The sequence below is a fragment of the Streptomyces sp. NPDC101118 genome (genome assembly GCF_044759445.1).
Lineage (GTDB): Bacteria > Actinomycetota > Actinomycetes > Streptomycetales > Streptomycetaceae > Streptomyces.
The window spans coordinates 97439-120179 of the sequence record NZ_JBIVZG010000011.1; the positions used below are offsets into that span (position 1 = coordinate 97439).

General features: G+C 74.1%; 19 protein-coding genes and 1 pseudogene. 9 read left to right on the forward strand and 11 right to left on the reverse strand.

The features are described from left to right. Window positions 1–58: 58 nt before the first annotated feature. A complete protein-coding gene (locus ACIQUQ_RS19315) occupies window positions 59–2107 on the reverse strand; it encodes a SpoIIE family protein phosphatase (RefSeq protein ID WP_403977196.1) in 2049 nt (682 codons plus the stop codon). Between the two features lie 63 nt (window positions 2108–2170). After that, window positions 2171–3517: a DUF6777 domain-containing protein gene (locus ACIQUQ_RS19320; RefSeq protein WP_403977198.1), complete on the reverse strand. Its 1347-nt coding sequence runs from the start codon at window positions 3515–3517 to the stop codon at window positions 2171–2173. 204 nt (window positions 3518–3721) lie between these two features. On the opposite strand from ACIQUQ_RS19320, the gene ACIQUQ_RS19325 reads away from it, so the two are divergent. From ACIQUQ_RS19325 to ACIQUQ_RS19335, 3 genes are all read left to right on the forward strand, one after another. Further along, the gene (locus ACIQUQ_RS19325) at window positions 3722–4633 is read left to right on the forward strand and encodes a YndJ family protein (protein WP_403977418.1); all 912 of its coding nucleotides are present in this window, start codon (window positions 3722–3724) and stop codon (window positions 4631–4633) included. Next, the gene (locus ACIQUQ_RS19330) at window positions 4630–5154 is read left to right on the forward strand and encodes a DUF1990 family protein (RefSeq protein WP_403977200.1); all 525 of its coding nucleotides are present in this window, start codon (window positions 4630–4632) and stop codon (window positions 5152–5154) included. Before ACIQUQ_RS19325 ends, ACIQUQ_RS19330 begins: the two co-directional genes overlap by 4 nt. Window positions 5155–5226: 72 nt before the next feature. Further along, entirely contained in the window at window positions 5227–6729 is a 1503-nt protein-coding gene (locus ACIQUQ_RS19335; RefSeq protein WP_403977202.1) for a lipase maturation factor family protein, read from the forward strand. Window positions 6730–6788: 59 nt separating this feature from the next. On the opposite strand, the gene ACIQUQ_RS19340 is transcribed toward ACIQUQ_RS19335, so the two are convergent. From ACIQUQ_RS19340 to ACIQUQ_RS19355, 4 genes are all read right to left on the reverse strand, one after another. After that, entirely contained in the window at window positions 6789–7277 is a 489-nt protein-coding gene (locus ACIQUQ_RS19340; protein WP_403977204.1) for a hypothetical protein, read from the reverse strand. 325 nt (window positions 7278–7602) lie between these two features. Further along, complete coding sequence (locus tag ACIQUQ_RS19345; protein ID WP_403977206.1) at window positions 7603–8025, reverse strand: DUF350 domain-containing protein; 423 nt, start codon at window positions 8023–8025, stop codon at window positions 7603–7605. Window positions 8026–8150: 125 nt separating this feature from the next. After that, window positions 8151–9155, reverse strand: a complete 1005-nt coding sequence (locus ACIQUQ_RS19350; protein WP_403977208.1) for an NAD-dependent epimerase/dehydratase family protein — start codon at window positions 9153–9155, stop codon at window positions 8151–8153. A gap of 177 nt (window positions 9156–9332) precedes the next feature. Next, a complete protein-coding gene (locus ACIQUQ_RS19355) occupies window positions 9333–9512 on the reverse strand; it encodes a hypothetical protein (protein ID WP_403977210.1) in 180 nt (59 codons plus the stop codon). Window positions 9513–9895: 383 nt separating this feature from the next. Between ACIQUQ_RS19355 and ACIQUQ_RS19360 the strand changes: the two are divergent. After that, window positions 9896–10402, forward strand: a pseudogene (locus ACIQUQ_RS19360) (inositol oxygenase family protein); the annotation flags it as partial. Between the two features lie 146 nt (window positions 10403–10548). Here the strand turns inward: ACIQUQ_RS19360 and ACIQUQ_RS19365 are convergent. Then, window positions 10549–12024, reverse strand: a complete 1476-nt coding sequence (locus tag ACIQUQ_RS19365) for an SDR family NAD(P)-dependent oxidoreductase (protein WP_403977212.1) — start codon at window positions 12022–12024, stop codon at window positions 10549–10551. 367 nt (window positions 12025–12391) lie between these two features. Here ACIQUQ_RS19365 and ACIQUQ_RS19370 point away from each other — a divergent pair, with 367 nt between their 5' ends. Next, on the forward strand, window positions 12392–13495 hold the full coding sequence (locus tag ACIQUQ_RS19370; protein WP_403977214.1) for a DMT family transporter: 1104 nt from the start codon (window positions 12392–12394) through the stop codon (window positions 13493–13495). On the opposite strand, the gene ACIQUQ_RS19375 is transcribed toward ACIQUQ_RS19370, so the two are convergent. Further along, on the reverse strand, window positions 13445–14653 hold the full coding sequence (locus ACIQUQ_RS19375) for a transglycosylase family protein (protein ID WP_403977216.1): 1209 nt from the start codon (window positions 14651–14653) through the stop codon (window positions 13445–13447). The genes ACIQUQ_RS19370 and ACIQUQ_RS19375 overlap by 51 nt on opposite strands. 196 nt (window positions 14654–14849) lie before the next feature. On the opposite strand from ACIQUQ_RS19375, the gene gndA reads away from it, so the two are divergent. After that, a complete protein-coding gene (gndA, locus tag ACIQUQ_RS19380; RefSeq protein WP_403977218.1) occupies window positions 14850–16307 on the forward strand; it encodes an NADP-dependent phosphogluconate dehydrogenase in 1458 nt (485 codons plus the stop codon). 331 nt (window positions 16308–16638) lie between these two features. Further along, on the forward strand, window positions 16639–17838 hold the full coding sequence (locus ACIQUQ_RS19385) for an NAD(P)/FAD-dependent oxidoreductase (protein ID WP_403977220.1): 1200 nt from the start codon (window positions 16639–16641) through the stop codon (window positions 17836–17838). Between the two features lie 305 nt (window positions 17839–18143). Here ACIQUQ_RS19385 and ACIQUQ_RS19390 read toward each other — a convergent pair whose 3' ends face one another. Genes ACIQUQ_RS19390 through panD form a run of 3 tightly spaced genes read right to left on the reverse strand, consistent with a single transcriptional unit; the run spans window position 18144 to window position 19726 of the window. After that, window positions 18144–18899: an arylsulfatase gene (locus ACIQUQ_RS19390; RefSeq protein WP_403977222.1), complete on the reverse strand. Its 756-nt coding sequence runs from the start codon at window positions 18897–18899 to the stop codon at window positions 18144–18146. Beyond that, window positions 18899–19246 carry a GNAT family N-acetyltransferase gene (locus ACIQUQ_RS19395; protein WP_403977224.1) on the reverse strand — a complete coding sequence of 116 codons (348 nt, stop codon included), beginning with the start codon at window positions 19244–19246 and terminating at the stop codon, window positions 18899–18901. Before ACIQUQ_RS19395 ends, ACIQUQ_RS19390 begins: the two co-directional genes overlap by 1 nt. Window positions 19247–19306: 60 nt before the next feature. Next, window positions 19307–19726: an aspartate 1-decarboxylase gene (gene panD / locus ACIQUQ_RS19400; RefSeq protein ID WP_403977226.1), complete on the reverse strand. Its 420-nt coding sequence runs from the start codon at window positions 19724–19726 to the stop codon at window positions 19307–19309. A gap of 281 nt (window positions 19727–20007) precedes the next feature. Here panD and ACIQUQ_RS19405 point away from each other — a divergent pair, with 281 nt between their 5' ends. Both ACIQUQ_RS19405 and ACIQUQ_RS19410 read left to right on the forward strand, forming a co-directional pair. Beyond that, on the forward strand, window positions 20008–20457 hold the full coding sequence (locus ACIQUQ_RS19405; RefSeq protein ID WP_403977228.1) for a hypothetical protein: 450 nt from the start codon (window positions 20008–20010) through the stop codon (window positions 20455–20457). Between the two features lie 481 nt (window positions 20458–20938). Then, window positions 20939–22627, forward strand: coding sequence for an SWIM zinc finger domain-containing protein (locus ACIQUQ_RS19410; RefSeq protein WP_403977230.1), 1689 nt, complete (start codon window positions 20939–20941; stop codon window positions 22625–22627). Window positions 22628–22741: the final 114 nt, after the last annotated feature.

Here is a 22741-nt window from a genome sequence, read left to right on the forward strand (position 1 = left end):
GCGCAGCACCGGCCGGCAGCGGCGAGGCCGGCGGGGCGGGGCCGGGGGGCGGGGCCCGTCAGTCCATGACGAACTCGCACCACACGCACTTGCCGCTGCCGCGGGACTCCACGCCCCAGACGTCCACGAGGCGGTCCACCAGCATCAGCCCGCGGCCCGAGACGCCGGATTCGCCGGCCTCGCGCCGGCGCGGCAGGGCGCTGGAGCGGTCCTCGACCTCGACGCGGAGGCGGCGTTCCGGGCCGGTGAGGACCCGGAGGGTGACGATCGCCGGCCCCTCGGTGTGCATCAGGGCGTTGACGATCAGCTCGTCGGCGACCAGCTCGATCTCGTCGGTCCGCTCCCCCGCACCCCACGCCCGCACCGCGGCGCCGATCATGTGGCGGGCGGAGATCAGGGCCTCGGGGTCGTTCTGGGCCACGTGCTGCTGGAGGCGGCCGCCCCCGCGCGGGGTCTCCTCGACGCGGCGGCGGAGCAGCAGCAGCGCCATGTCGTCGTCGCCGCCCCGCTCGTCGACGATCTCGCAGAGCCGGTCGGCGAGGCTCTGGAGTTCGGCGGGGCCCCGCTGGATCTGGGAGGTGAGCGCCTGGATGCCGTCGTCGAGGTCGGCGCCCGGCTGCTCGACCAGGCCGTCGGTACACATCAGCAGGGTCTCGCCCGGGTCGAGTTCGACGGTGGTGACGGGGTACTCCAGGCGGCCGAACTCGGCGGAGAGGCCGAGCGGCATGCCGCCCTCGACCGGCACCCGCCGCACGCCGCCGTCGCGGGAACTCAGCAGCGGGTCGATGTGCCCGGCGCGGACCAGCTGGACCACGCCGGTGGTCAGGTCGGCCTCGGCGTAGGTGCAGGTGGCGAAGCGGTCGGTGTCGAGCTCGTGGAGGAAGCCGGAGGCGCGGGCCATCACGGTGGCGGGCGCGTGGCCCTCGGAGGCGTAGGCGCGCAGCACGATCCTGAGCTGGCCCATCACGGCGGCGGCGTGGGTGTCGTGGCCCTGGACGTCGCCGATGACCGCGCCGACCCGGCCGCCGGGCAGGGGGATGACGTCGTACCAGTCGCCGCCGATGTCGCGGCCCATGCGCGCGGACCGGTAGCGGACTGCGATCTGGGCCCCCGGGACGGTGGGGATGCGGCGCGGCAGCATCGCCTGCTGGAGGCCTTCGGCCAGTTCGTGCTCCTGTTCCAGCAGCATGGCCCGCTGGAGGCTCTGGGCGATGCTGCTGCCGAGTGCGACCAGCAGGTTCCGCTCGTCCTGGGTGAAGCCGTCCTTGTCCTGGTAGAGCAGGCCGATCGCGCCTATCGGCCGGGCCTGGGCGATCAGCGGCAGGTAGGCGGCGGCCGAGATCTCCATGTACGCGATCTTGTCCCAGAGGATCGGGTAGCCCTCGGCGAACTCCTCGGCCGACTCGATGAACCGCGGCTGGAGCGAGCGGACCACCTCGCTCATCGGGTAGCCCTCGTCGATCCGGGTGTAGCGGGTGCCGGGCACGAAGCTGCCCTCGGGTCCCTCTGCGACCAGGTGGATCCGGCTGCCGGACTCGACCAGGCCCATCACCATGCCCATGGTGCCGAGGCGCTCCAGGCCCTGGCTGTCGCTGAGCGCGTCGATGACGTCCTGGACGGTGCGGGCGTGCGCGAGGGCCGCCGTGGTGCCCTCGACGACCGAGGTCTGCCGGCGGCGCTCCTCGTCGAGCCCGAGGCGCTCGGCGGAGTGGCTCAGCTCCTCGGTGGCGTCGCGGACGATGCCGATGATGCGGTACGGGCGGCCGTCGGCGTCCCGCATCACCCGGCCCTGGGTGTGGGTCCAGCGGTGCCGGCCGTCGCGGCAGCGGATGCGGAAGTAGGCGCCGTAGCTGTCGGAGCCGGACTTGAGGGCGCTGGAGACCAGCGCGTCGAGCCGGACCGCCTCGGCGGGCGGCACCCGGGGGGCGAGGGATTCGGGGTGCCCGTCGTATTCGGCCGGCAGGACGTCGAAGACCTCGTGTGCGGCCGGGTCCATGTGCATGAGCCCGGTGACCAGGTCCCAGTCGAAGCTGCCCATCCGGTTGAGCGCCAGGCTCTGGTCCGGGTGTGCGGGCCAGTCGTCCGGCAGCGATACGGTGGTCGGCACCGATCCACCATGACACTCTTCGGCCGATTCCTCGACAGGAGGCCGCCGCGCGGTGTGCTCGGCTCAGGCGTTCTCCAGGTAGGCGTCGGGATCGGGAGCCTGGGTGTCGCCGGTGCCGCCGTACGGGTCGTAGGGGGCGTACGGGTCGGGGCTGTAGGGGGCGTACGGGTCCACGCCGTAGGGGTCGTAGGGGCCGTACGGGTCTCCGGTCGAGCCGTCCGGCTGCACCGGGACCTCTCCGGTGAGCGGGTCCCCGGGCGGGGTCTCCAGCGGCAGGTCGGACGGGACGTCGCCGGGGAGTTCGCCGGGCGTGGTGCCGGTCCCGGTGTCCGGGAGGGTGGGCAGCGGCTCGGCGGGGCCGCTGCGGTCCGGGGTGGTGGTGTCGGGGGTGGTGGTGTCGGGGGTGGTGGTGTCGGGCGACACCTCCGCGGGCGGCGGGGTGAGCGGCGGACAGTCGGTGGGCCGTGCGGCGGGGGGCTCCGGGGCGGTGCCGTCGTCCGCTCTCGGGGTGGCGCTCAGGGGCGGGGTCGGGGTGCTGCTCGGGGTGGCGCAGGGGTCGCCGGAGCCGGTGTCCGTGCCGGCGGGTGCGTCGGAGGGGATCGGGCCGGTCGGGTCGTGGGCCGGCGGGACCGCGGGGCGGCGGTCCTGGGCGCCGTCGTCGCCGGTGGTGCGTTCGATCCAGGTGTTGTCGGTGATGTTGACGATCACCAGGTTGGTGACCGCCTGCGTGGTCGGCTTGATCACGACCACCTGATGGGGCTGGTAGCCGGGCCAGGGAGCGCCCCGGTGCAGCTGTTTGCCCTCGACGGCGGCGGGCGGCATCAGCGGGTTGCCGCAGGCGCAGCGCACGCGGGGCAGGCCGTGCTCGTCGACGAGGACGGCGGTGCCGGCCTGGAGCACGGACTGGAAGCTGGTCGCCCGGCCGTTGCGGAAGCCGTGGTTGGTGACCCGGGTGTCGGCCCTCAGGACGACCGGGGTGAGCCCGCGCAGGAAGTCGGGGAGTTCGGCCTGGGCGACGCCCGCGGCCCGGGAGAAGGCGCGGGCCCTGGCCTGTTCGGCGGCGAGGAAGGCGACCTGCTGTTCGACGTCGCAGCTGCCCAGTTTGTGGGTGCCGCCGTAGAGACCGGGGACGGCGCCGTTGATGGTGCGCAGGGTGGGGGCGCCGCCGCTGTCGGTCGGCTCGACGTCGGCCGTGCCCGAGGTGCCGCCGGTGCCGGAGGGGAGGGCGACGGAGGAGGTCGCCGTGGACGCGGTGAACGGGTCGGGGCCGGCCGCGGCCACGGGCTGGAGGTGGACCTCCTGGCCCCCGGTGGCGGCGCGGGCGCCGGCGCCGTCGGAGCAGGCCGCGGTGAGGAGGCCGAGGGCGGCCACGCAGGCGGCGAGGGGGTAGCTGCGGACCGTTGCTCGCACGGAATCTCCTCTTCGGCCTGGAATGCCCTCATTGTCTGCGGGGCCGCACACCGGGTTGCAAGCGGAGCGGGGCCGGGGGGTGACGCTGCGTGCACCAATGGCGGAGGGCGTCGCGCAGCGGGGCCCTTCTTGAACATGTTCAAGAAGATGCGTAGGCTGCACATGCGAGTTGAACACGTTCAAGGGGGGTGGGTCGTGTCCGCATTGAAGCTGCTGGTCGATCCGGTGGTGGCGCTCGGCATGCTGGCCGTCGTTCCGGCAGGCCTCCGGCTGGCCGGCTCCGCCGGACCGCGGGGGACGGGGGTCCTCACGGTCGCGGCGCGCTGGTGGCCGGTGGCCGCGCTGCCGGGGGCGGTCTCCCTGTGGCTGCCGAGGGGCGCCGCGGCCACGGCCCTGGCCGCCGTGTACGCGCTGGCCGCCCTGGCCCTCGCGGCCCTTGCCGGAGCCCGGCTGGTGCGGGCGGCGCGGGGGGAACCGGCAGGGCGGCCGGCCCCGGCGGGGCGCGACCGGCTCCGGCTCCGGCTCCGGCTCCGGCTCCGCCTCCCGGCGGAGGAGGTCGCCCTGCTCACCGCGCTGGTCTCGCCCTCGGTGGCCGCGACCGCACTGGTCGCCGAGCGCGCCGGCCGGCACCTCTTCGGCTTCGACCTCGACATCCTGGCGCTGACCGTGCCCCACTTCCACTTCGCCGGCTTCACCGCGGCGCTGGTGGCGGGGCTGGTCTGCCGGGCGGCCGGGGCCGGGCCGCGGGCGCGCTTCGCGGCGTACAGCGTTCCGGCCGGGACACTGCTCGTCCTCGCCGGGTACTTCGTCGACGACTGGCTGGAACTGGCCGGCGCACTCGTGCTGACCGCGGGCATGTGGACCGTCTCGCTGCTCACCTGGCAGGACATCCGCGGCCGCACCGCCGACCGCCTGACCCGCGCCCTGCTCACCACCTCCGCGGTGGTCCTGCCGGCCACCATGCTGCTCGCGCTCAGCTGGGCCCTGGGCGAGGCCACCGGACTCCCCCACCTCAGCCTGACCTGGACCGCGGCCACCCACGGCCTCGGCAACGCCCTCGGCTTCGCACTGTGCTCGGTGCTGGCCTGGCACCGACTGAAGGAGACACCGGCATGAACCCGCTGCTCGACCCCGGCGCCCTGAGCTACCCCGAGGCGGGCGCCACCCTGCGCGGCCCGCTGCCCGCCGGCTACAACCACCTGCGCCACCGCACCCGGGTCGGCACCGGCCGGGAGGCCTTCGAGGCCGTCGGCCGGGCCGTCACCACCTTCGCGATGCACCGGGCCGTCGGCCTGCGGGTGCGGGCCGACCGGGAGCGCGCGGAGCCCGGCGTACGGCTCGACAACGGGCTCGGCATCGGCCGGCTGGAGCTGTCCGTGCCCTGCGAGGTGGTCTGGGCCGCGTACGAGCGGGACCTCACCGGCTTCGCGTACGGCACCCGGCACGGCCACCCCGAGCAGGGCGAGGAGTCGTTCCTGGTGGAGCTGGCCGAGGACGGGGCGGTGTGGTTCACGGTGACGGCGTTCAGCCGGCCCGCCACCTGGTACACCCGCCTGGCCGGGCCGGTCGTGCCGTTCCTGCAGCTGCGCTTCGCCCGCCTGTGCGGCCGCCGGCTGCGGCGGCTCGCGGCGGCCTGAGGCTCCGGGGCGGCCTGAGGCTCCGGGGCGGCCCGAGGCGCCGGGGCGGCTCCCGGGCGGATACTGGAGGCGATGGACTGGTTCACCGAGCCCGGCTACTGGCTGAGCCGGCTGGTCTTCCAGCGGGGTCTCGCCGGGCTGTACGCCGTCGCCTTCCTCGCCGCCGCGCTCCAGTTCCGCGCGCTGATCGGCGAGAAGGGGATGCTGCCCGTCCCGCGCTACGTGCACCTGGTGCCCTTCTCCCGCGCCCCCAGCGTCTTCCAACTGCGCTACTCCGACCGGCTCTTCGCGTGCTGCGCGTGGACCGGCGTGCTGCTGGCCGCCGCAGTGGCGTTCGGCGCGGCCGACGCGGTGCCGCTGGGTGCGGCGATGGCCATGTGGCTCGTGCTGTGGGCCCTGTACCTGTCGATCGTCAACGTCGGGCAGACCTGGTACGCGTTCGGCTGGGAGTCCCTGCTGCTGGAGGCCGGGTTCCTGGCCGTGTTCCTCGGCAACTCCTCGGTGGGCCCGCCGGTGCTGGTGCTCTGGCTGGTGCGCTGGGTGCTGTTCCGGGTGGAGTTCGGCGCGGGGCTGATCAAGATGCGGGGCGACCCGTGCTGGCGCCGGCTGACCTGCCTCTATTACCACCACGAGACCCAGCCGATGCCGGGGCCGCTGAGCTGGTTCTTCCACCGGCTGCCCCGGCCGCTGCACCGGGTGGAGTGCGGGGCCAACCACGTGACACAACTGCTGGTGCCGGTGCTGCTGTTCACCCCGCAGCCGGTGGCGACGGTCGCGGCGGCCGTGATGGTGGTGACCCAGCTGTGGCTGGTGTTCTCGGGGAACTTCGCCTGGCTGAACTGGATCACCATCGTCCTCGCCCTGTCCGCGGTGGACTTCACCCTCTTCGGCGCTCCGGAGCGGACCGCGGCGGACTTCGGGGCGACCCCGGTCTGGTACACCGTCCTGGTGTGCGCGCTGACGGCACTGGTCCTGGTGCTCAGCTACCACCCGGCCCGCAACCTGCTCTCCCGGCGCCAGGTGATGAACCGCTCCTTCGACTCCCTGCACCTGGTGAACGCGTACGGGGCCTTCGGCACCGTCGGCCGGATCCGCGACGAGGTGGTCGTCGAGGGCACCGCCGACCCGGTGCCGACGCGCGGGAGCGAGTGGCTGCCGTACGAGTTCAAGGGGAAGCCCGGCGACGTGAAGCGGATGCCGCGCCAGTTCGCCCCGTACCACCTGCGGCTGGACTGGCTGATGTGGTTCGCCGCGCTGAACCCGGGCTACGCGCGCGACTGGTTCGGGCCGTTCGTGACCCGGCTGCTGGAGAACGACCGGGACACCCTCCGGCTGCTGCGGCACAACCCCTTCCCCGACGCGCCGCCGGTCTACGTCCGCGCCCGCCTCTACCGCTACCGCTTCACCACCTGGCCAGAACTCCGCGCCACCCGCGCCTGGTGGCACCGCCGCCTCCTCCGCGACTTCCTCCCCCCGACCCGCCTGGCCACCGCCCGGGACCGGGGTGACGAGTACGACGCGTACGAGGCGTACGACGCGTACGACGCGTACGACGCGCCGGACGAGTACGACTAGGCCGGCCCCGGATCCGGGCGGTGAGCCCGCAGCCGGAACCTGCCCGGGAGTTGAAGGGGTCAGGAGCAGAAGAGTTCGCGTGCCGCGGAGGCTCCGTCGTTCCAGCCGTTCCTGAAGGCCTCGTTCGCGGACGCCGGCGGCTTGGCCGCGCAGTCCTCGCGGACGGCGTCCCAGCCTGCCGTGACCCCGGCCTTGTAGGTGGTGCCGGGCCCGACGGTGGGTTCCGGGCCTCCGGTGCACACGGTGGTGGTGCCGCCCTGCGTCACGGCGTAGCGGCCGTCGGCCTTGTTGGCGATGCGGAAGGAGCCGCCGTCCGGCACGTTGAAGTCGGTGGTGGCGGAGCCCGGCGAGGACAGCTGTGCCTCCCCCTGCGCGAATCCCTTGCCCTCGATCGTGACCCGCTCCACCTGGTTCGGGTCCGAGACGGTGCAGGTGGCCGCCGGTGCGGCGGCGGGCGGCTGGGCGGACACCGCCGGTGCCGCCGCGAGCGCCGAGGCGCCCAGCGCGATCACGGCGGCCGCGGCGATGGTGCGCGCGGGTCGGTGCATGATGCTTCTCCTCGTTCCCTCGTCGGGTCCGGCGCGACCGGGTCGCTTCCGGGCCCTCGGGCCCGGCCGGGCGCACGCGCGGTCCGTACGGGAGGTCTCCCGGCTCCGGCCGGCGCGGGCCGTACGGAACGGCCGGCGGCCTCGGGGCGCGGAGTCCTGCCGCGCGCGGGCGGGCCGTAGTGGCTCCATCGTCCCCCGCCCGGTTCGGCGTGTCGACCGGACGGGTGACGTCTGCAAGGGCGTGCCCGCCCGGCCCCGCGGCCGGTACCACGCAAGGGCGCCGCCCCCTGCGGGAGCGGCGCCTTCGTGTGGTTTCGGGTGCGCGTCAGGCGATGGACGCCGAGACGATGGCGGCCACGGCGAGGTTGCAGGAGGCGGTGACCCACACGGCGGGGTGCGGCTCCGGGTCGACGACTATGGCGCCGAGCTTGCCGGGGGTGACCAGGTCGAGCACGAGGAACGCGACCGCCATGAGGACCAGGCCGAGCACTCCGAAGGCGGCGGTCGACGCGAGGCCCTTGCCGAAGTCGTCGTACGTGGTCCAGATCGAGGTGAAGACGATGCCGCCGATGCCGAGGAGCGCGGAGCTGAGCATGAGGGCGGCGTTGCGGTTGCGCTCCTCCCAGATCTGCTTGGGCAGCTTGCCCGGGGTCAGCACGTCCACCAGCACGATGCCGAGGACCAGCAGCACCAGGCCGAGCGCTCCGTAGGCGCTGGTCCGGCCAAGTCCGTTGACGATGTCGCTCATTGTGAGGCGTGTCTCCATGTGGGGCCTGAAGGGGGCGGGGCCGGCCGAACCTATCGCACGGCAGCCGACCGGGACCAGACGCCGGCGAGGAGGCGGTACGCCGGTCACCGCCGAAAGGAAACTGCCTAGGCGCCCGGAACGCCGAGGGAGCGGAGGAGGGCTGATTCCTTGTGGGGGGACAGGCCGACCGGGGGGCGGTCGGGGCGGTGGGGGGCCGGGCCGTTCAGGGAGGTGAGCCAGGCCCAGGTGTCGGCCACCGTCTCGGCGACCGGGCGGCAGCGCAGGCCCGCGGCCAGGGCGCGGGTGACGTCGGCGCCGTGCACGGCCTGGTGGTCGGGGCCTTCGGGGAGCCAGACGGGGAGTTCGGTCCAGGGTTCGATGCCGGCGTCGAGCAGGACCGCCGGGTCGGTCCAGTGCAGTGCGGCGGTGCCGCCGGTGGCGGTGACGCAGGCGTCGAGCAGGTCGCCCAGGGTGGCGTGGCCGGGCGGGGAGACCAGGTCGTACGGGCCTGAGAGGCCGGCCTCGGCGGCGTCCAGGGTCCAGCGGGCGAGGTCGCGCACGTCGACGTACTGGACCGCCTGGTCGTGCGGGCCGGGGGCGAGGACCGGGCCGCCGCGTGCGGTGCGGGTCAGCCACCAGGGGAGGCGGCCGATGTTCTCGTACGGGCCGATGACCAGGCCCGCGCGGACGAACAGGGTGCGGGCGGCGCCGAAGGCGGCCTCGGCGGCGAGTTCGCCCCCGCGCTTGGCCTCGGCGTACGGGGCTTCGGTGAGGTCCGGCGAGGAGTCGACGACCGGACCGTCCTCGGCCAGGTCCGGCGCCGCGGGGTGGGCGTAGACGGAACGGCTGGACACGTACACGTAGCGGCCGGCGCGCGGCGCGAGCAGGCGGGCGCTGTCGCGCACCGCGGCGGGGGCGCCGGACCAGGTGTCCACCACCACGTCCCACTCCCCCGCGGCCAGCGCGGCCAGGCCCTCCGGGGTGGTGCGGTCGCCGTGCAGCGCGGCGGCGCCGGGGGGCGGCGCGTGGTGGCCGCGGTGGAAGACCGTGACCTCCCAGCCACGGGCGAGGGCGTCCTCGGTGACGGCGCGGCCCACGAACTCGGTCCCGCCCAGCATCAGCAGTTTCATGCCGCCAGCGTGCCCGGCGGGCGGCACGGACGGAACGTCCGATCGCCCACGGCGGACGGGCGTTCACCGGGAGCGGACGGAGGCGAGGATTCCGGCGGGGCCGCCGTGGTCCGCGAAGCTCGGCTCATGGCGGGCCCCCGTGCCGAAGGGGGCACGGGGGCGCGTCGGGGCCGGCTGTCAGTCGATGCCGGGCAGGATGTGCGGCTCCGCGAGGTCGTCCTCGTAGCCGGCCAGCCGGATGGGCGCCGACCGGGCCCACACCTCCAGGCTGCCCAGCTCGTCGGAACGGCGGCGGCCGGGCCGCTCGGCGGCTCGTTCCTTCAGGCCTTGATCATGCTGCGTCAACTCTGGTGTCACCGCGCACTCCTTCGTGTCGCGCAACCCGTCGGGCTCCCGCGCTCGGTCGCCTCCGGCCGGTCCGAATCGTCCGTCGGGGCAGTGGAAAGGGCAGTTCGGTCGCGGTGGCGCCGTCTCGTGTTCACACGGTGGTGGCCTTGGTGGGGCTTTCCGTGCGCCTAAGGTTACACATATGAGCGGGGTCCCGCTCGATAGGGGGATGAATTCCGGCCTGTCTCCTTCCCGACTACGCCCGTTCAGCACCGCGTCCCCGGTCGTGTTCACCGGACCGTGGTCTGCTCGCCCCGTCGGACGGGGAAGGCTCGGCGGGAGCGGAGGCAATCGTGGTGGCGGAGGAGACCGGCGGGGCGGACGTGCCCCGTGTGAGCAGTGTCACGGAACTCATGGAGCTGCTGCACGCCTGCCGCGGGGCGTGGGACACGCCCGACCGCAGCGGGGATCCGGTGGATCTGCACGATCACGCCCTGCAGACCGCACATCTGTTGCGCCGTTCCCACCCTGCGGACAAGGAACTTCAGGTGGCGGGGCTCGTGCACGACCTCGGCCATCTGCTCCGTCCGGGTGACGACGCGGGTCACGCGGACACCGCGGCGGACGCGGTGCGGGGGCTGCTGGGCGAGCGGGTGGCGCGGCTGGTGCGGCTGCACGTACCGGCGAAGCGGTACCTGGCGGCGGTCGAGCCGGGGCGGCCGCTGTCGGCGCAGAGCGCGCTGACCCTCGCCGCGCAGGGCGGGGTGATGGGCCGCGAGGAGGCGGCGGCGTTCGCGGCCGGTCCGGACGCGGGGGCGGCGGTGCTCCTCCGCCAGGCCGACGACGCGGGGAAGACCCCCGGGCTCGACGCGGGGGTGATGGAGGACTGGCGCCCGGTCCTGGAGCTGGTCGCGGACCGGGCGTACGCCGGGAGGGCGGGGGCGCCGGGCCCCGCGTCGCGGGGGCGGGTGCGCCCGGCGGGGACGGCCGGTGGCACGGCGCCGACGACCGGGGGGCCCGTGCGGACGGCCGGGGGCCCGGCGGGGACTTCCGGCGGCCCGGTCTCCTACCAGTTGGCCGGCGAGTAGTCCTTCAGGAAGACGCCGTACAGGTCCTCGCCGGCCTCGCCGCGGACGACCGGGTCGTACACGCGGGCGGCGCCGTCGACGAGGTCGAGGGGGGCGTGGAAGCCCTCCTCCGCCAGGCGCAGCTTGTCGTAGTGCGGGCGCTCGTCGGTGATCCAGCCCGTGTCGACCGAGGTCATGAGGATCCGGTCGGCCTGGAACATCTCCTGGGCGCTGGTCCGCGTCACCATGTTCATCGCGGCCTTGGCCGCGTTGGTGTTCGGGTGGCCCGCGCCCTTGTAGCCGCGGCTGAAGACGCCTTCCATCGCCGAGACGTTGACGACGTACGCGCGGCCGCTGGCCGACTGCCGGGCGGCCGCGGCCATGACCGGCCGCAGCTTGCTGATCAGGATGAACGGCGACGTGTAGTTGCAGAGCTGGGTCTCCAGCAGCTCGACCGGGGAGATCTGGTCGATGGTCTGCACCCACGTGTTGCTCTCGACGACGTCCGGCAGCAGGCCGCCCGCGTCGATGGCGGTGCCGTCGAGGTGCCGCTCGATGCTGGCGTTGCCTGCGACGAGCGCCAGGTCGGCGACCTTCTGGGCGTCCAGCCCGCTCGTGCCGAGCGGCAGGGCCGCCAGCCCGTCGACCGCGCCGGAGCCGAAGGCGCCGATGACGTGGTGGGCGGGCAGCTCGCCGGCGGGCAGCGGGGCGCTCTCCCCCTCGACCAGCGCGGCGTACGCGCTGGGCAGGCGGCGCACGGTCTGCGTGGCGTTGTTGATCAGGATGTCGAGCCGGCCGGCCTCGGTCAGCTGGTCGGCGAGCGCCACGGCCTGGGCCGGGTCGCGCAGGTCGATGCCGACGACCTCCAGGCGGTGCATCCAGTCCGCCGAGTCCTCCATCGCCTTGAAGCGGCGGATGGCGTCCTTCGGGAAGCGGGTGGTGATCGTGGTGTGCGCGCCGTCGCGGAGCAGCCGCAGCGCGATGTACATGCCGATCTTGGCGCGGCCGCCGGTGAGCAGGGCGCGCTTGCCGTTGAGGTCGGCGCCGGCCTCGCGCTTGGCCCGGTTCAGCGCGGCGCAGTCCGCGCAGAGCTGGTGGTAGAAGTAGTCGACCTCGACGTACCGGGTCTTGCAGACGTAGCAGGAGCGCGGGCGCTGGAGTATGCCGGCGATCCGCCCGGCCTCGGTGACCGAGGAGGGCAGGATGCCCTCGGTCTCGTCGTCGATGCGCTGCGCGGAGCCGGTGGCGGTGGCCTCGGTGACGGCCTTGTCGTTAGCGGTCTTGGCGGCGCGGCGCTCGGAGCGGCGGCGCTGCTTGACCGTGCGGTAGATGCCCGCGGTGGCGCGGCGCACGGTGATCGCGTCGGGGTGGTCGACCTCCAGCTTGTCGAGCTCCTCGAGCACGCTCAGGCAGACGGCCAGGCGCTCGGGGTCGATGCCCGGGCCGTACTCCTGGATGTCTTCAGTCACCGTCATGGCCGCTGCCGTTCCTCGTTGCTCGTGGTCCGCTGGTCGGGTCGTCGCCCGTGGCCGGCCGTCGCCCGTGCGCTGCCGCGCGTGCGTCGTCCGTGATGCCGTCCGTGGCCCGCGCACGCGTCGCGCGCGCGTCCCGTACCGAAAGGAGAACTTTACGGAGCCCCCCGCCCGGCCTCCAAACCCGCTCACGGTGCGCGACCTCCCGGTCACAACGCGTCCGCCGGAGCGCGTGGTTCCGGGGGGCGTGCGCCGCCCGCAGTACGCCGTACTCCAGCCGCGGTAGGGCGATGACCTGCTCAGGTTCGAGGAATAGTCGAGTGGACGGGGGCATTCTGGAAGACATGGACCTGACGTTGCCGGGGTCCCGATGAGCGCGCTGGCGCTGTCGGTGCTCCTCTGTCTGATATCGGCCCTCGCGTACGCGGGGGGCGCGATAGTCCAGGAGCGGGTGGCCGTGAGCACCCCGGACCGCCCCTATGCGCCGCTGCGGCGGCCCGCGTGGTGGACGGCGGTGGGCCTGAACGGACTCGGCGCCCTGCTGCACGTCGCGGCCCTCGCGTACGGCCCGCTCTCCCTGGTCCAGCCGCTGGGCGCGCTGACGATCGTCTTCGCCCTGCCGCTGGCCGCGCTCTTCGTCCACCGCCGCGCCGGGCGGACCGCCTGGCGCGGGGCGCTGATGGCCACGGCGGGGCTCGCGGGGCTGCTCGCGCTGACCGGGCGGGCCGTGAACTCGGATCCGCTGGACGCCGGTGAGCGGGGGCTGCTGGTGCCGGTGACGGCGGGCGCGGTGGCGGTGCTGTGGGCCGCCTCGCACCTGGTGCGGCGGCCCGCCCAGCGCAGCGTGCTGCTGGCGGCGGCCGCGGGCACGGCCTTCGGCATCGCCTCGGTGTTCACCAAGTCGGTGGCCACCGGGTGGACCGCCGCGGCACCGGTGGCCCAGTACGGGGAGATGCTGGTGATCGCGGGGCTGGCGACGTCCGGGCTGCTGCTGTCCCAGGCCTCGTACCGGGGCGCCGGGCTGACCGCGCCGCTGGCCACGGTCACGGTGGTCAATCCCGTGGTGGCGGCCGTGGTGGGGCTGACCCTGTTCGGCGAATCGTTCCGCGGCGGCCCTGCGGGGGCGGCCGGGGCGGTGGTGTTCGCGATGCTCACGGCGGCCGGTGTGGTGCTGCTGATGACGGAGCGGCACGCCGCCGAGGTGGCGGAGTCCGAGTCGATCTCATCGGGCCGGGCGGGAGACGGCATGCCGTCGGCGGCTCCCGCCGGGCGCGTGGTGGTGTCCTCGGGCGCCCGGCGGGAGTCCGCTCCGTCGTCGGTCTCGGCGGCGCCGGCAGCGTCGGTGGCCTCGGCAGCGCGCGTCGCTGCGTCGGCGTCGGCGTCGGCGTCGGCGTCGACGGCCCGCGTGGCCGCGGCGGTGGCGTCAGATGGAGACGCCGCGGTTGCGCAGGTACGCGAGCGGGTCGATGTCTGAGCCGTAGCCGGGGCCGGTGCGCACCTCGAAGTGCAGGTGCGGTCCGGTGACGTTGCCGGTGGAACCGGACCTTCCTATGCGCTGGCCGGTGTTGACACTCTGCCCCGCCCGGACGTTCAGCGCCGACAGGTGCGCGTACTGCGAGTACCTGCCGTCCGCGTGCCGGATGACGATCTCGTAGCCGTACGCGCCCGCCCAGCCCGCGGAGACCACCTGCCCGGAGCCGACGGCCCGGACCGAGGTGCCCGTGGAGACGAGGAAGTCGACGCCGGTGTGGTGGCCGCTGGACCAGTGCGAGCCGGAGGCGTTGTACGGGGTGCCGACGGCACCGCTGACCGGGGCGGTGAAGCCGCCCTGCTTCCTGGTGCCGGCCTGCCGGGCGACGGGCTTCTTCTCCGGGGCCTTCTTCGCGGGGGTCTTCGCCTCGGGCTTGGCGGGGACGGGCTTCGCCGTGCGCGGGGGCTTCTCCGGTGAGGGCGCGGGCACGGCGCGCGGGGTGCCGACGCGCAGCGAGAGGCGCTGGCCGGGGTGGATGAGGTTCGGGTCGTCGCCGACGACCTGCCGGTTGGCCTGGTAGAGGGCGTGCCAGCCGCCGCGTACCCGGTGGTCCTGGGCGATGGCGGAGAGCGAGTCGCCGGGGGCCACGGTGTACGGGGAGCCCTTGCCGGCCTGGGCGCGCGGGACGGCGGCCTTGGCCGGGGTGCCGGCGGCACCCTGCTGCTTCGGTACGGCCTTGACCGTACGGGTCTGCACGCGCGGCGCGGCGTCGGGCGCGGGGCCGCCCCGGGCGAGCTGCGCCTGGCGGCCGCAGACCGGCCAGGCGCCGGGGCCCTGGCCGTCGAGGACCTTCTCGGCGACCGCGATCTGCTGGGCCTTGGTGGCGAGGTCGGCGCGGGGGGCGTGCACGGTGCCGCCGAAGGCGCGCCAGGTGCTCTGGCTGAACTGGAGCCCGCCGTAGTAGCCGTTGCCGGTGTTGATGTGCCAGTTGCCGCTGGACTCGCAGGCGGCGACCTTGTTCCAGGTGTCGACGCTCGCCGCGTGGGCGTCGCCCGCGCCGATGAGCGGCAGGACGATGCCCGCACCGCCCGCCGTGACCGTCAGCGAGGCGCGGTTGATGCTGCTCGGCTGGTACCGGCGGTGCCGGCCGCGTACGGCCATGAGTGCCCCCTTGAAGACATCAGGAATCGCACAACCTAACGTCGGTCTCCGGAGCGTGACAAGGGGGCTCGGAGGGCGCAACGGCTCGCACTCAAGAGGAAGTTGACATTCCAGCGAGCCGGGGGGACGCCGGTCGCGAGGTCGGGCGGGTAGCGTCGGCCCTCCCGCACACCGGAGCACTCAGGAGCGCAGAACGATGGACAGTACGCCTCAGCAGGGCAACGCCCACATCGGGGTCACCGGCCTGGCCGTGATGGGCTCCAACCTGGCCCGCAACCTCGCCCGCAACGGCTTCACGGTGGCCGTGCACAACCGCACCGCCGCCAAGACCCGGGCGCTGGTCGAGGAGTTCGGCCACGAGGGCGCCTTCGTGGCCGCGGAGAGCGCGGCGGAGTTCGTCGCGGCGCTGGAGCGCCCGCGCCGGCTGGTCGTCATGGTGAAGGCGGGTGAGCCGACGGACGCGGTGATCCGCGAGTTCGCGCCGCTCCTGGAGCCGGGCGACATCGTGGTCGACGGCGGAAACGCGCACTTCGAGGACACCCGGCGCCGGGAGCGCGAACTGCGGGAGCTGGGCATCCACTTCGCGGGCGTCGGCATCTCCGGCGGCGAGGAGGGCGCCCTGCTCGGGCCGAGCATCATGCCGGGCGGGTCGAAGGAGTCGTACGAGGCGCTGGGCCCGCTGCTGGAGCGGATCTCGGCGAAGGCCGCCGACGGGACCCCGTGCACCTCGCACGTCGGGCCGGACGGCGCCGGGCACTTCGTGAAGATGGTGCACAACGGCATCGAGTACGCGGACATGCAGCTGATCGCGGAGGCGTACCACCTGCTGCGCGAGGTGGCCGGGTTCTCGCCGGAGCGGATCGCGGAGACCTTCCGCGCGTGGAACCGCGGCCGCCTGGACTCGTACCTGATCGAGATCACGGCCGAGGTGCTGGCGCACGTGGACGCGGCGACGGGCCGCCCGTTCGTGGACGTGGTGGCGGACCGCGCCGAGCAGAAGGGCACCGGCCGGTGGACCGTGCAGATCGCACTGGACCTCGGGGTGCCGGTGTCCGGCATCGCCGAGGCGGTGTTCGCGCGGGCGGTCTCGGGACACACGGCGCTGCGGTCCGCCTCGCGGGGGCTGGCCGGGCCGGTGCCGGTGCCGCTCGCGGGCGAGGCGGCGGAGGCGTTCGCGGCGCGAGTGGAGCAGGCCCTGTACGCGTCGAAGGTGGTCTCGTACACGCAGGGCTTCGACCAGATCCGGGCCGGCAGCGGGGAGTACGGCTGGGGCGTGGACCTGGGTGCCGTGGCGGCGCTGTGGCGGGGCGGCTGCATCATCCGGGCCGCCTTCCTGGACCGGATCAGGGCGGCGTACGCGACGCGGCCCGAGCTGCCGAGCCTGCTGGCGGACGAGGGGTTCGCGGCGGAGACCGCGGCGGCGCAGGACGACTGGCGGGCGGTGATCGCCACGGCGGTGGCGCAGGGGGTGCCGGTGCCGGCCTTCTCGGCCTCGCTCGCGTACTACGACGCGCTGCGCGCCGAACGCCTCCCGGCGGCCCTGACGCAGGGTCAGCGCGACTACTTCGGCGCGCACACGTACCGCCGCGTGGACCGCGAGGGGGCCTACCACACGCTGTGGAGCGGCGACCGCACGGAGGTCCGGACGGACTGAGGTCCGGGGTGGCCCGGGCCCGGACGGGCTGAGGTCCGGGGTGGCCCGGGCCCGGACGGGCTGAGCGGGCGGGTTTCGCCGTGGGCTGCCCGTAGCGGACCCGAGGGCCTGGGGACGGGCGGCTCGGGCGGCGTACGTAGCGGCTCCGCGGCCCGCTCGGGCGGCGTGCCTACCCGCTTGGGCGGCGTGCCTTACGGCCCCCGGGCCCGGCCGGCCGGGGCCGGGCTGCGGGCCGGGCTGCAGGCCGGGCTGCGGGCCCCGTGCCGGCCTTGGCGCGCCGGGAGGCAGGGTCTGCGGCTAGCGTGGAAGAGAGCGATCGGCAGGTGTTGCCATGACGCACACGACGTACGACGCGATCGTCGTCGGGGCCCGCTGCGCAGGCGCTCCGACGGCCATGCTGCTGGCCCGCCAGGGCCATCGGGTCCTGCTGACGGACCGCGCCGTCTTCCCCAGTGACACCGTCTCCACCCATCTGATCCACCCGCCGGGCGTGGCGGCGCTGGACCGCTGGGGGCTGCTGGAACGGGTGACGGCCGGCGGCCTGCCGGAGATCACCCGGTACTCCTTCGACCTCGGCCCCCTCACCTTCGCCGGCTCCCCGGCCGGCTTCGGCCACGCGGGCTCGTACGCGCCGCGCCGCACCGTGCTCGACAAGATCCTCGTGGACGCGGCGGCGGAGGCCGGCGCCGAGGTGCGCGAAGGCTTCTCCGTCGAGGAACTGGTGAGCGACGGGGACGGGACGGTGACGGGGATCCGGGGCCGCGAGCACGCCGGCGCGCAGGTCACGGAGCACGCCCGGGTGGTGGTCGGGGCCGACGGTGCGCACTCCTTCGTCGCCCGGACCGTCGGAGCGGGCACGTACGACGAGATCCCGAAGCTCCAGGCGGGCTACTACACGTACTGGGAGGGGCTCGGGCTGGAGGACTTCGAGGCCTACCTGCGTGGCGACCGCGCCTTCGCGGGCTGGCCCACCCACGACGGGCTGAGCCTGGTCGTCTGCAGCTGGCCGATGAGCGAGTTCGAGGCCAACCGGGCCGACGTGGAGGGCCAGTACCTGGCCGCCATCTCCCTGGCACCCGGCCTGGCGGAGCGGGCCGCCGGCGCCACCCGTGTGGGGCGGATCATGGGGACCGCCGTCCCCAACCACTTCCGCACGCCCCACGGTCCGGGCTGGGCCCTGGTCGGGGACGCGGGCTACCTCAAGGACTTCATCACGGCGCAGGGCATCCAGGACGCGTTCCAGGACGCCGAGCTCTGCGCCCGCGCCCTGCACGAGGCCCTGACGGGGCAGCGTCCGTTCGAGGAGGCCATGGCGGTCTACCAGGAGGCGCGCGACGGGCGGGTCCGGGAGATGTACGGGTTCACGGCCGACTTCGCGAAGCTCGAACCGCCCACACCGGAGATGCAGCAGGTGTTCGGCGCCATCGCGCAGCGCCAGGAGCTGATGGACGGCTTCGCCCGGGTCCTCGCGGGCGTGACCCGTCCCTCGGAGTTCTTCTCCGACCCGGCGCTGACGGGCGCGCCGGCCTGAGCGCGCCGGACCAGGGCGCGGCGCGGCTCCCGGCGATGCGCCGGGGATCAGCCGAGCGGCCCCGGCGGCGGGATCGGGGCGGGTCCGGGGGGCGGCGGGATCGGATCCGGCTCCGGGACCGGGCCCGGCGTCGGGGGCGGCGGCATCGGCGGCGGGTTCGGCGCGGGGGTCGGCTCCGGCACCGGAGCGGGCTCCGGGTCGGGCGGACGCGTCAGGTCAGGGGTGGTTGCCATGCCTCCAAGGGTCCCTCGCGACGCCCGGCACTGCCCACCGGAGTGGCCCGGTGGGACCACGCGGGAGGGGTCCTACGCCGTCCCCGCGCCCGCGGAACGCGCGCCGGCGGCGGCCGCCGCGGCTGCGGCCAGGCCCGGGGCCGGGCTCGACAGGACGGGCGTGCCGGGGCGTACGAGGGCGACGGCCGGCGCCATCGAGGCCTGGGCCAGCACGATCACGTCGGCGGCGCCGGACGCGGTGAGGGCGTCGGCGGCCGCGGCCACGGCGGCCAGGTAGCCGTCCGTGTCGCCCGCCTCCCAGCGTTCCCAGGCCCCCTCGACCAGCCGGCCCTCCAGGCTCACGGCGGCGGGCAGGGCGTCGGCAGGTACGGCGGCCCGGCCGTCGCGGAGTACGGCGGCCCGGCCGTCGGCCGGCGTGGCGGCCCGGCCGCCGCCCAGGGCCGCGGCCTCCTCCGCGAGCAGCGCCAGGGTCGGTTCCAGGGTGCTGGCCACGGTTCCGAGGACCACGACCCGGCCGCCGAGGCGTACGGCCTCGGCGGCCATCGGCCGGTCAAGCCGCAGCACGGGAACCGCGAGCGGCACGGCCTCGGCGACGGCGCCGAGGGACGAGCAGGTGCACAGCACCGCCGCGGCGCCGCCGTCCGCGGCCTGCCGGACCAGCCGGACCACCTCGCCGGCCATCGCCTCGGGCCCGTGCTCGCGGGCCCCGTCGAGCAGCTCCGGGGCCACCACGTGGCGCAGCTCCAGACCAGGGTGGTGCCGGTCGCGGAGTGCGTCGAAGACCGGCACGTGGGCCGGGGAGGTGTGGAGCAGGGCGAGGGCCGGCATCAGACGGGGTTCGCCGCCTGCTGCGCCTCGGCGGCGGCCACGAGTTCCGGCGCGGGCACGGGGGCCAGCTCCGGGTGCCGGGAGGCCCACTTGGCGGCGTACGGGCAGAGCGGGACCACCGGCACGCCCTCCTCGGCCGCGATCTCGTAGAGCCGCCGCACCAGGTCGCCCCCGATGCCGCGGCCCTCGTGGCCGGGCTCGACGACGGTGTGGACGGGGACGAGCGCGACCACGGGGCCGTCCAGCACGAAGTACACGATGCGGCCCACGACGTGGCCGTCCTCGACGGCACGCAGCCGCCCCGCGTCCCGGTAGTCCTTGATCTCGACGGCCATGCCGGTCCCCATCCCCCTCTGAGTACGAAGGCGCGGCGGCGGGTGCCGCCGCGCCACGCGATTCCCGTCCCGCTACACGCCGACGGCGTGCGGGCTGCGCCGCTGGTCGGTGCCCGGCACCGGCGCCGACGCGTCCTCGCCCAGCTCCACGATCCGGTTGTCGGCGTCCACGTGCACGACCTTCGGGCGCAGCGCCCGCGCCTCGGCGTCGTCGACCTGGGCGTAGCTGATCAGGATGACCAGGTCGCCGGGGTGCACCAGGTGCGCGGCGGCACCGTTGATCCCGATCACCCCGGAGCCCCGCTCGCCCTCGATGACGTACGTCTCCAGCCGGGCGCCGTTGTCGATGTCGACGATGTGCACGAGCTCGCCGGGCAGCAGGTCCGCCGCCTCCATCAGCTCGGCGTCGATGGTCACGGACCCCACGTAGTGCAGGTCGGCCTGCGTGACCGTAGCCCGGTGGATCTTGGACTTGAACATGGTCCGAAACATGGCAATACTCCCGAAATGTCTGCTCCCTGCCCACTTCTCGCAGGTCAAGGGCGATGCCCGGAGCCTACAACGGTTCGCATGTTCGGTCAGCTTTCCCCACGTCTTTCAGGACTCATGCTGACAGATTGCCGACTTTTCCAACGCGTCATCAGATTGATGCGACGACTGTCCGAAATCCCGGCCCGCCCCACATGGGACCCGGCCCCTTCCCCCTAACTGCAGCGCGCGTCCACAGCAAGCCGTGCCGAGTCGCCGAGGTCTGGAAGCCCGGCGAGGCGTTGTTGGCCATCCCGATCGCCTGCAAGGGCAACCACAGCAACGCAGCCACGTCGCACACCCAGCTGGCGTCCGCCTCCGCCCATGTCGAGGCAGTCCACATCGGCGCGTGGAACGAGACGCCGGTCCTGGTGTTCAGCACGGAGCTTCCGACCGAGGGCCCGCTCACGGTGCACGCCTTGCAGGCGCGCGGAACCGGCGGCCGGCTGAACATCGCACGGGACACCCCCGACAACCATCTCGATCAACCCGTCGAAGACGAGAACATCTACCCGGGAATCCAACGGCCCCATGAGGGCGACGCCACGCCGGCGCCCGAGCCGGGGTTCCACGTGCAGCCCGAGCACTATCCGTGGTTTCGGCGCGTCCTCGCCCGAACCGCCGCCGCCGGGCTGACGGCCTTCGCCGGAGACGGCACGCCAAGAGGCAGGGACAGCGACACTTCACGGGCCTGATCCATGCCGCCACCGACAGCGTCCAGGACGCGTACGCACAGCTCCACGGCATCGACTTCGTCGGCACCGATCATGTCTTCCGTCTCAACAGGACCCGGGTCGAGGCGTTCTCCGGAGTCGTGAAGGACCTCTTCCACCATCTTGAGAACGGTCAGTTGGAGCGGTACCGCACCGAGGTCCACGCCCAACGGACGACATGGCCGCTGCTCGGATGGGACTCGAAGTGGGACGGCCCCGTCTCCATCCATCAGGATGGCTCCGTACTCGCCATGCGCGTCATGCCCTGAGCGTGCCCGGGGAGGGGTGATGGTGGCGCACCCCCCGTGCTCGGGCGCGTCACCCATTCATGACCTCCATCCGCTCGTTGGCGGTGAGCGGCAGCTGCTTCAGGCTGTCGTCGCACCACGTGTGCGAGAGGCAGATGCCCAATTCCTCCCCGAAGCATGGTGGAGGGGGCTTCGCGTCCGGTTGAGTGGGTGCCGTGACACATGCTCTGCGATTCACCGAGAAGGATCTACGTCGGCTGGCGGGGGCACGCTCCTTCGAGCGGGGACTCGGCTATCTGTCCGCGGTCACGCGGCTGGAGGTCGGGGACGAGGCGATCACCGCCACCGTCGACGGCACCGACGCCTACGAGGTGGAGCTGACCGAGGACGAGGACAGCGGGCTCACCGGCTGGTGCGACTGCCCGTACGGACGGGAGGGGAATTTCTGCAAGCACTGTGTGGCGGTCGGCCTGACGGTCTTGGGGCAGGCCGGTTCCGTACCAGGGCAGCGGTCGGCCGCCGCCACGCGCACCCGGCTGCTGAACGGCTGGCTGGAGTCCCGTACCAGGGAGGAACTGCTCGCCTTGGTCCGCGAGCAGCTCGCCGACGACCGTGACCTGCGGCGCCGCCTGGAGCTGCGCGCGGCCGCCGCCGGTGAGGACACAGGCGTGGTCCGGGAGCGCGTCCTGCACCTCCTCGACACGCGCCCCTTCGCCCGCTACGGCTACGTCGAATACACCGACGCCCACGCCTACGGCAGGCAGGCGGCAGAGGCCGTCACCGCACTGCGAGCACTGACGGCGAGCGGCCGGGCGCCGGACGCGGTCGAGGTGGCCCGCGAGGCCCTCCGCGCTCTGGGGCGCGCGTACGGGGAGATCGACGACTCGGACGGCCTGATCGGGGACCTGACCGCCGAATTGGCCGAAGCCCATCTCGAAGCCTGCCGTGCTGCCCGACCCGACCCGGTGGAGACCGCAGAGTGGCTGGTGCGGTACCTGCTGGACGAGGTGAGCGACGCCACCGACATCGACCTCTTCGACTACCGGGACGTGCTCGGTGATCCGGGCTTGGCCCGGGCGCGCACGCTGGTCGTGGCCGCTTGGCGGGCCGACCCCAAAGGGTGGGCTGAGAAGTACCTCATGGAGCGCCTCCTGAAGACCGACGGTGACGCCGTGGACGCACTGGTCGAGATCCGCGCGGCGGACCTCGACCCGAACGGCCGCACCCACCTGGTGATCGCGAGAGAGCTGGAGGCGGCGGGCCGCGCGGACGAAGCCATGGAGTGGGCGGAACGCGGCCTGCGCGAGACCGTAGCCGAGTGGGGCCCCGACAGCGATCTGGTCGCCTTCGTCTGCGAGCGCCATCAGCGGGCCGGTCGCCCCGCCGACGTGGTCGCGGTCCGCCGGCGCCTGCTGCGCGCCCGTCCCTCGCTCGCCGCCTACCAGCACCTGCGTACCGCGGCGAGCGCGGCCGGCACGTGGGAGAGCAGCGAACGCACAGGCGCCCTGGAGGTGCTGAAGGCCACCGCCCGGCCCGAGCGGGACCGCTGGTACGGCGGCTCCGTGCTGGTCGACGCGCTCCTCGACGACAACGACCTCCAAGCCGCCTGGCAGGCAGCCACCGACGGCTACGCCGACCAGCGGCAGTGGCTCGCCCTGGCCGACCGGATCCGTGACCGGCGGCCGGCCGACGCCCTGGCCGTCTACCTCCGCTGGATCGAACCACTTCGCCGGCAAACCGGTGACGCGACGTACGAACGCCTCACCGAGCTGCTGCTCAGCGCCCGCGCCTGCCATCGGACACTGGGCACCCAAGCCGAGTTCGCCGCCTACCTGGCCGCCCTGCGCGCCGACCAGAAACGCAAGCGGAAACTGATGGCCCTCCTCGACCGGCACGGGCTCTGAACGCCCGCCCGCCACCGGCGCCGAGAGGCCCGCCGGGGACTGGAGCCCGCATGAGCTGGACGTGGTCCCCGACCCATGCTGACCATTTGCTGACCAGCCCCAGGGCAACGAGGC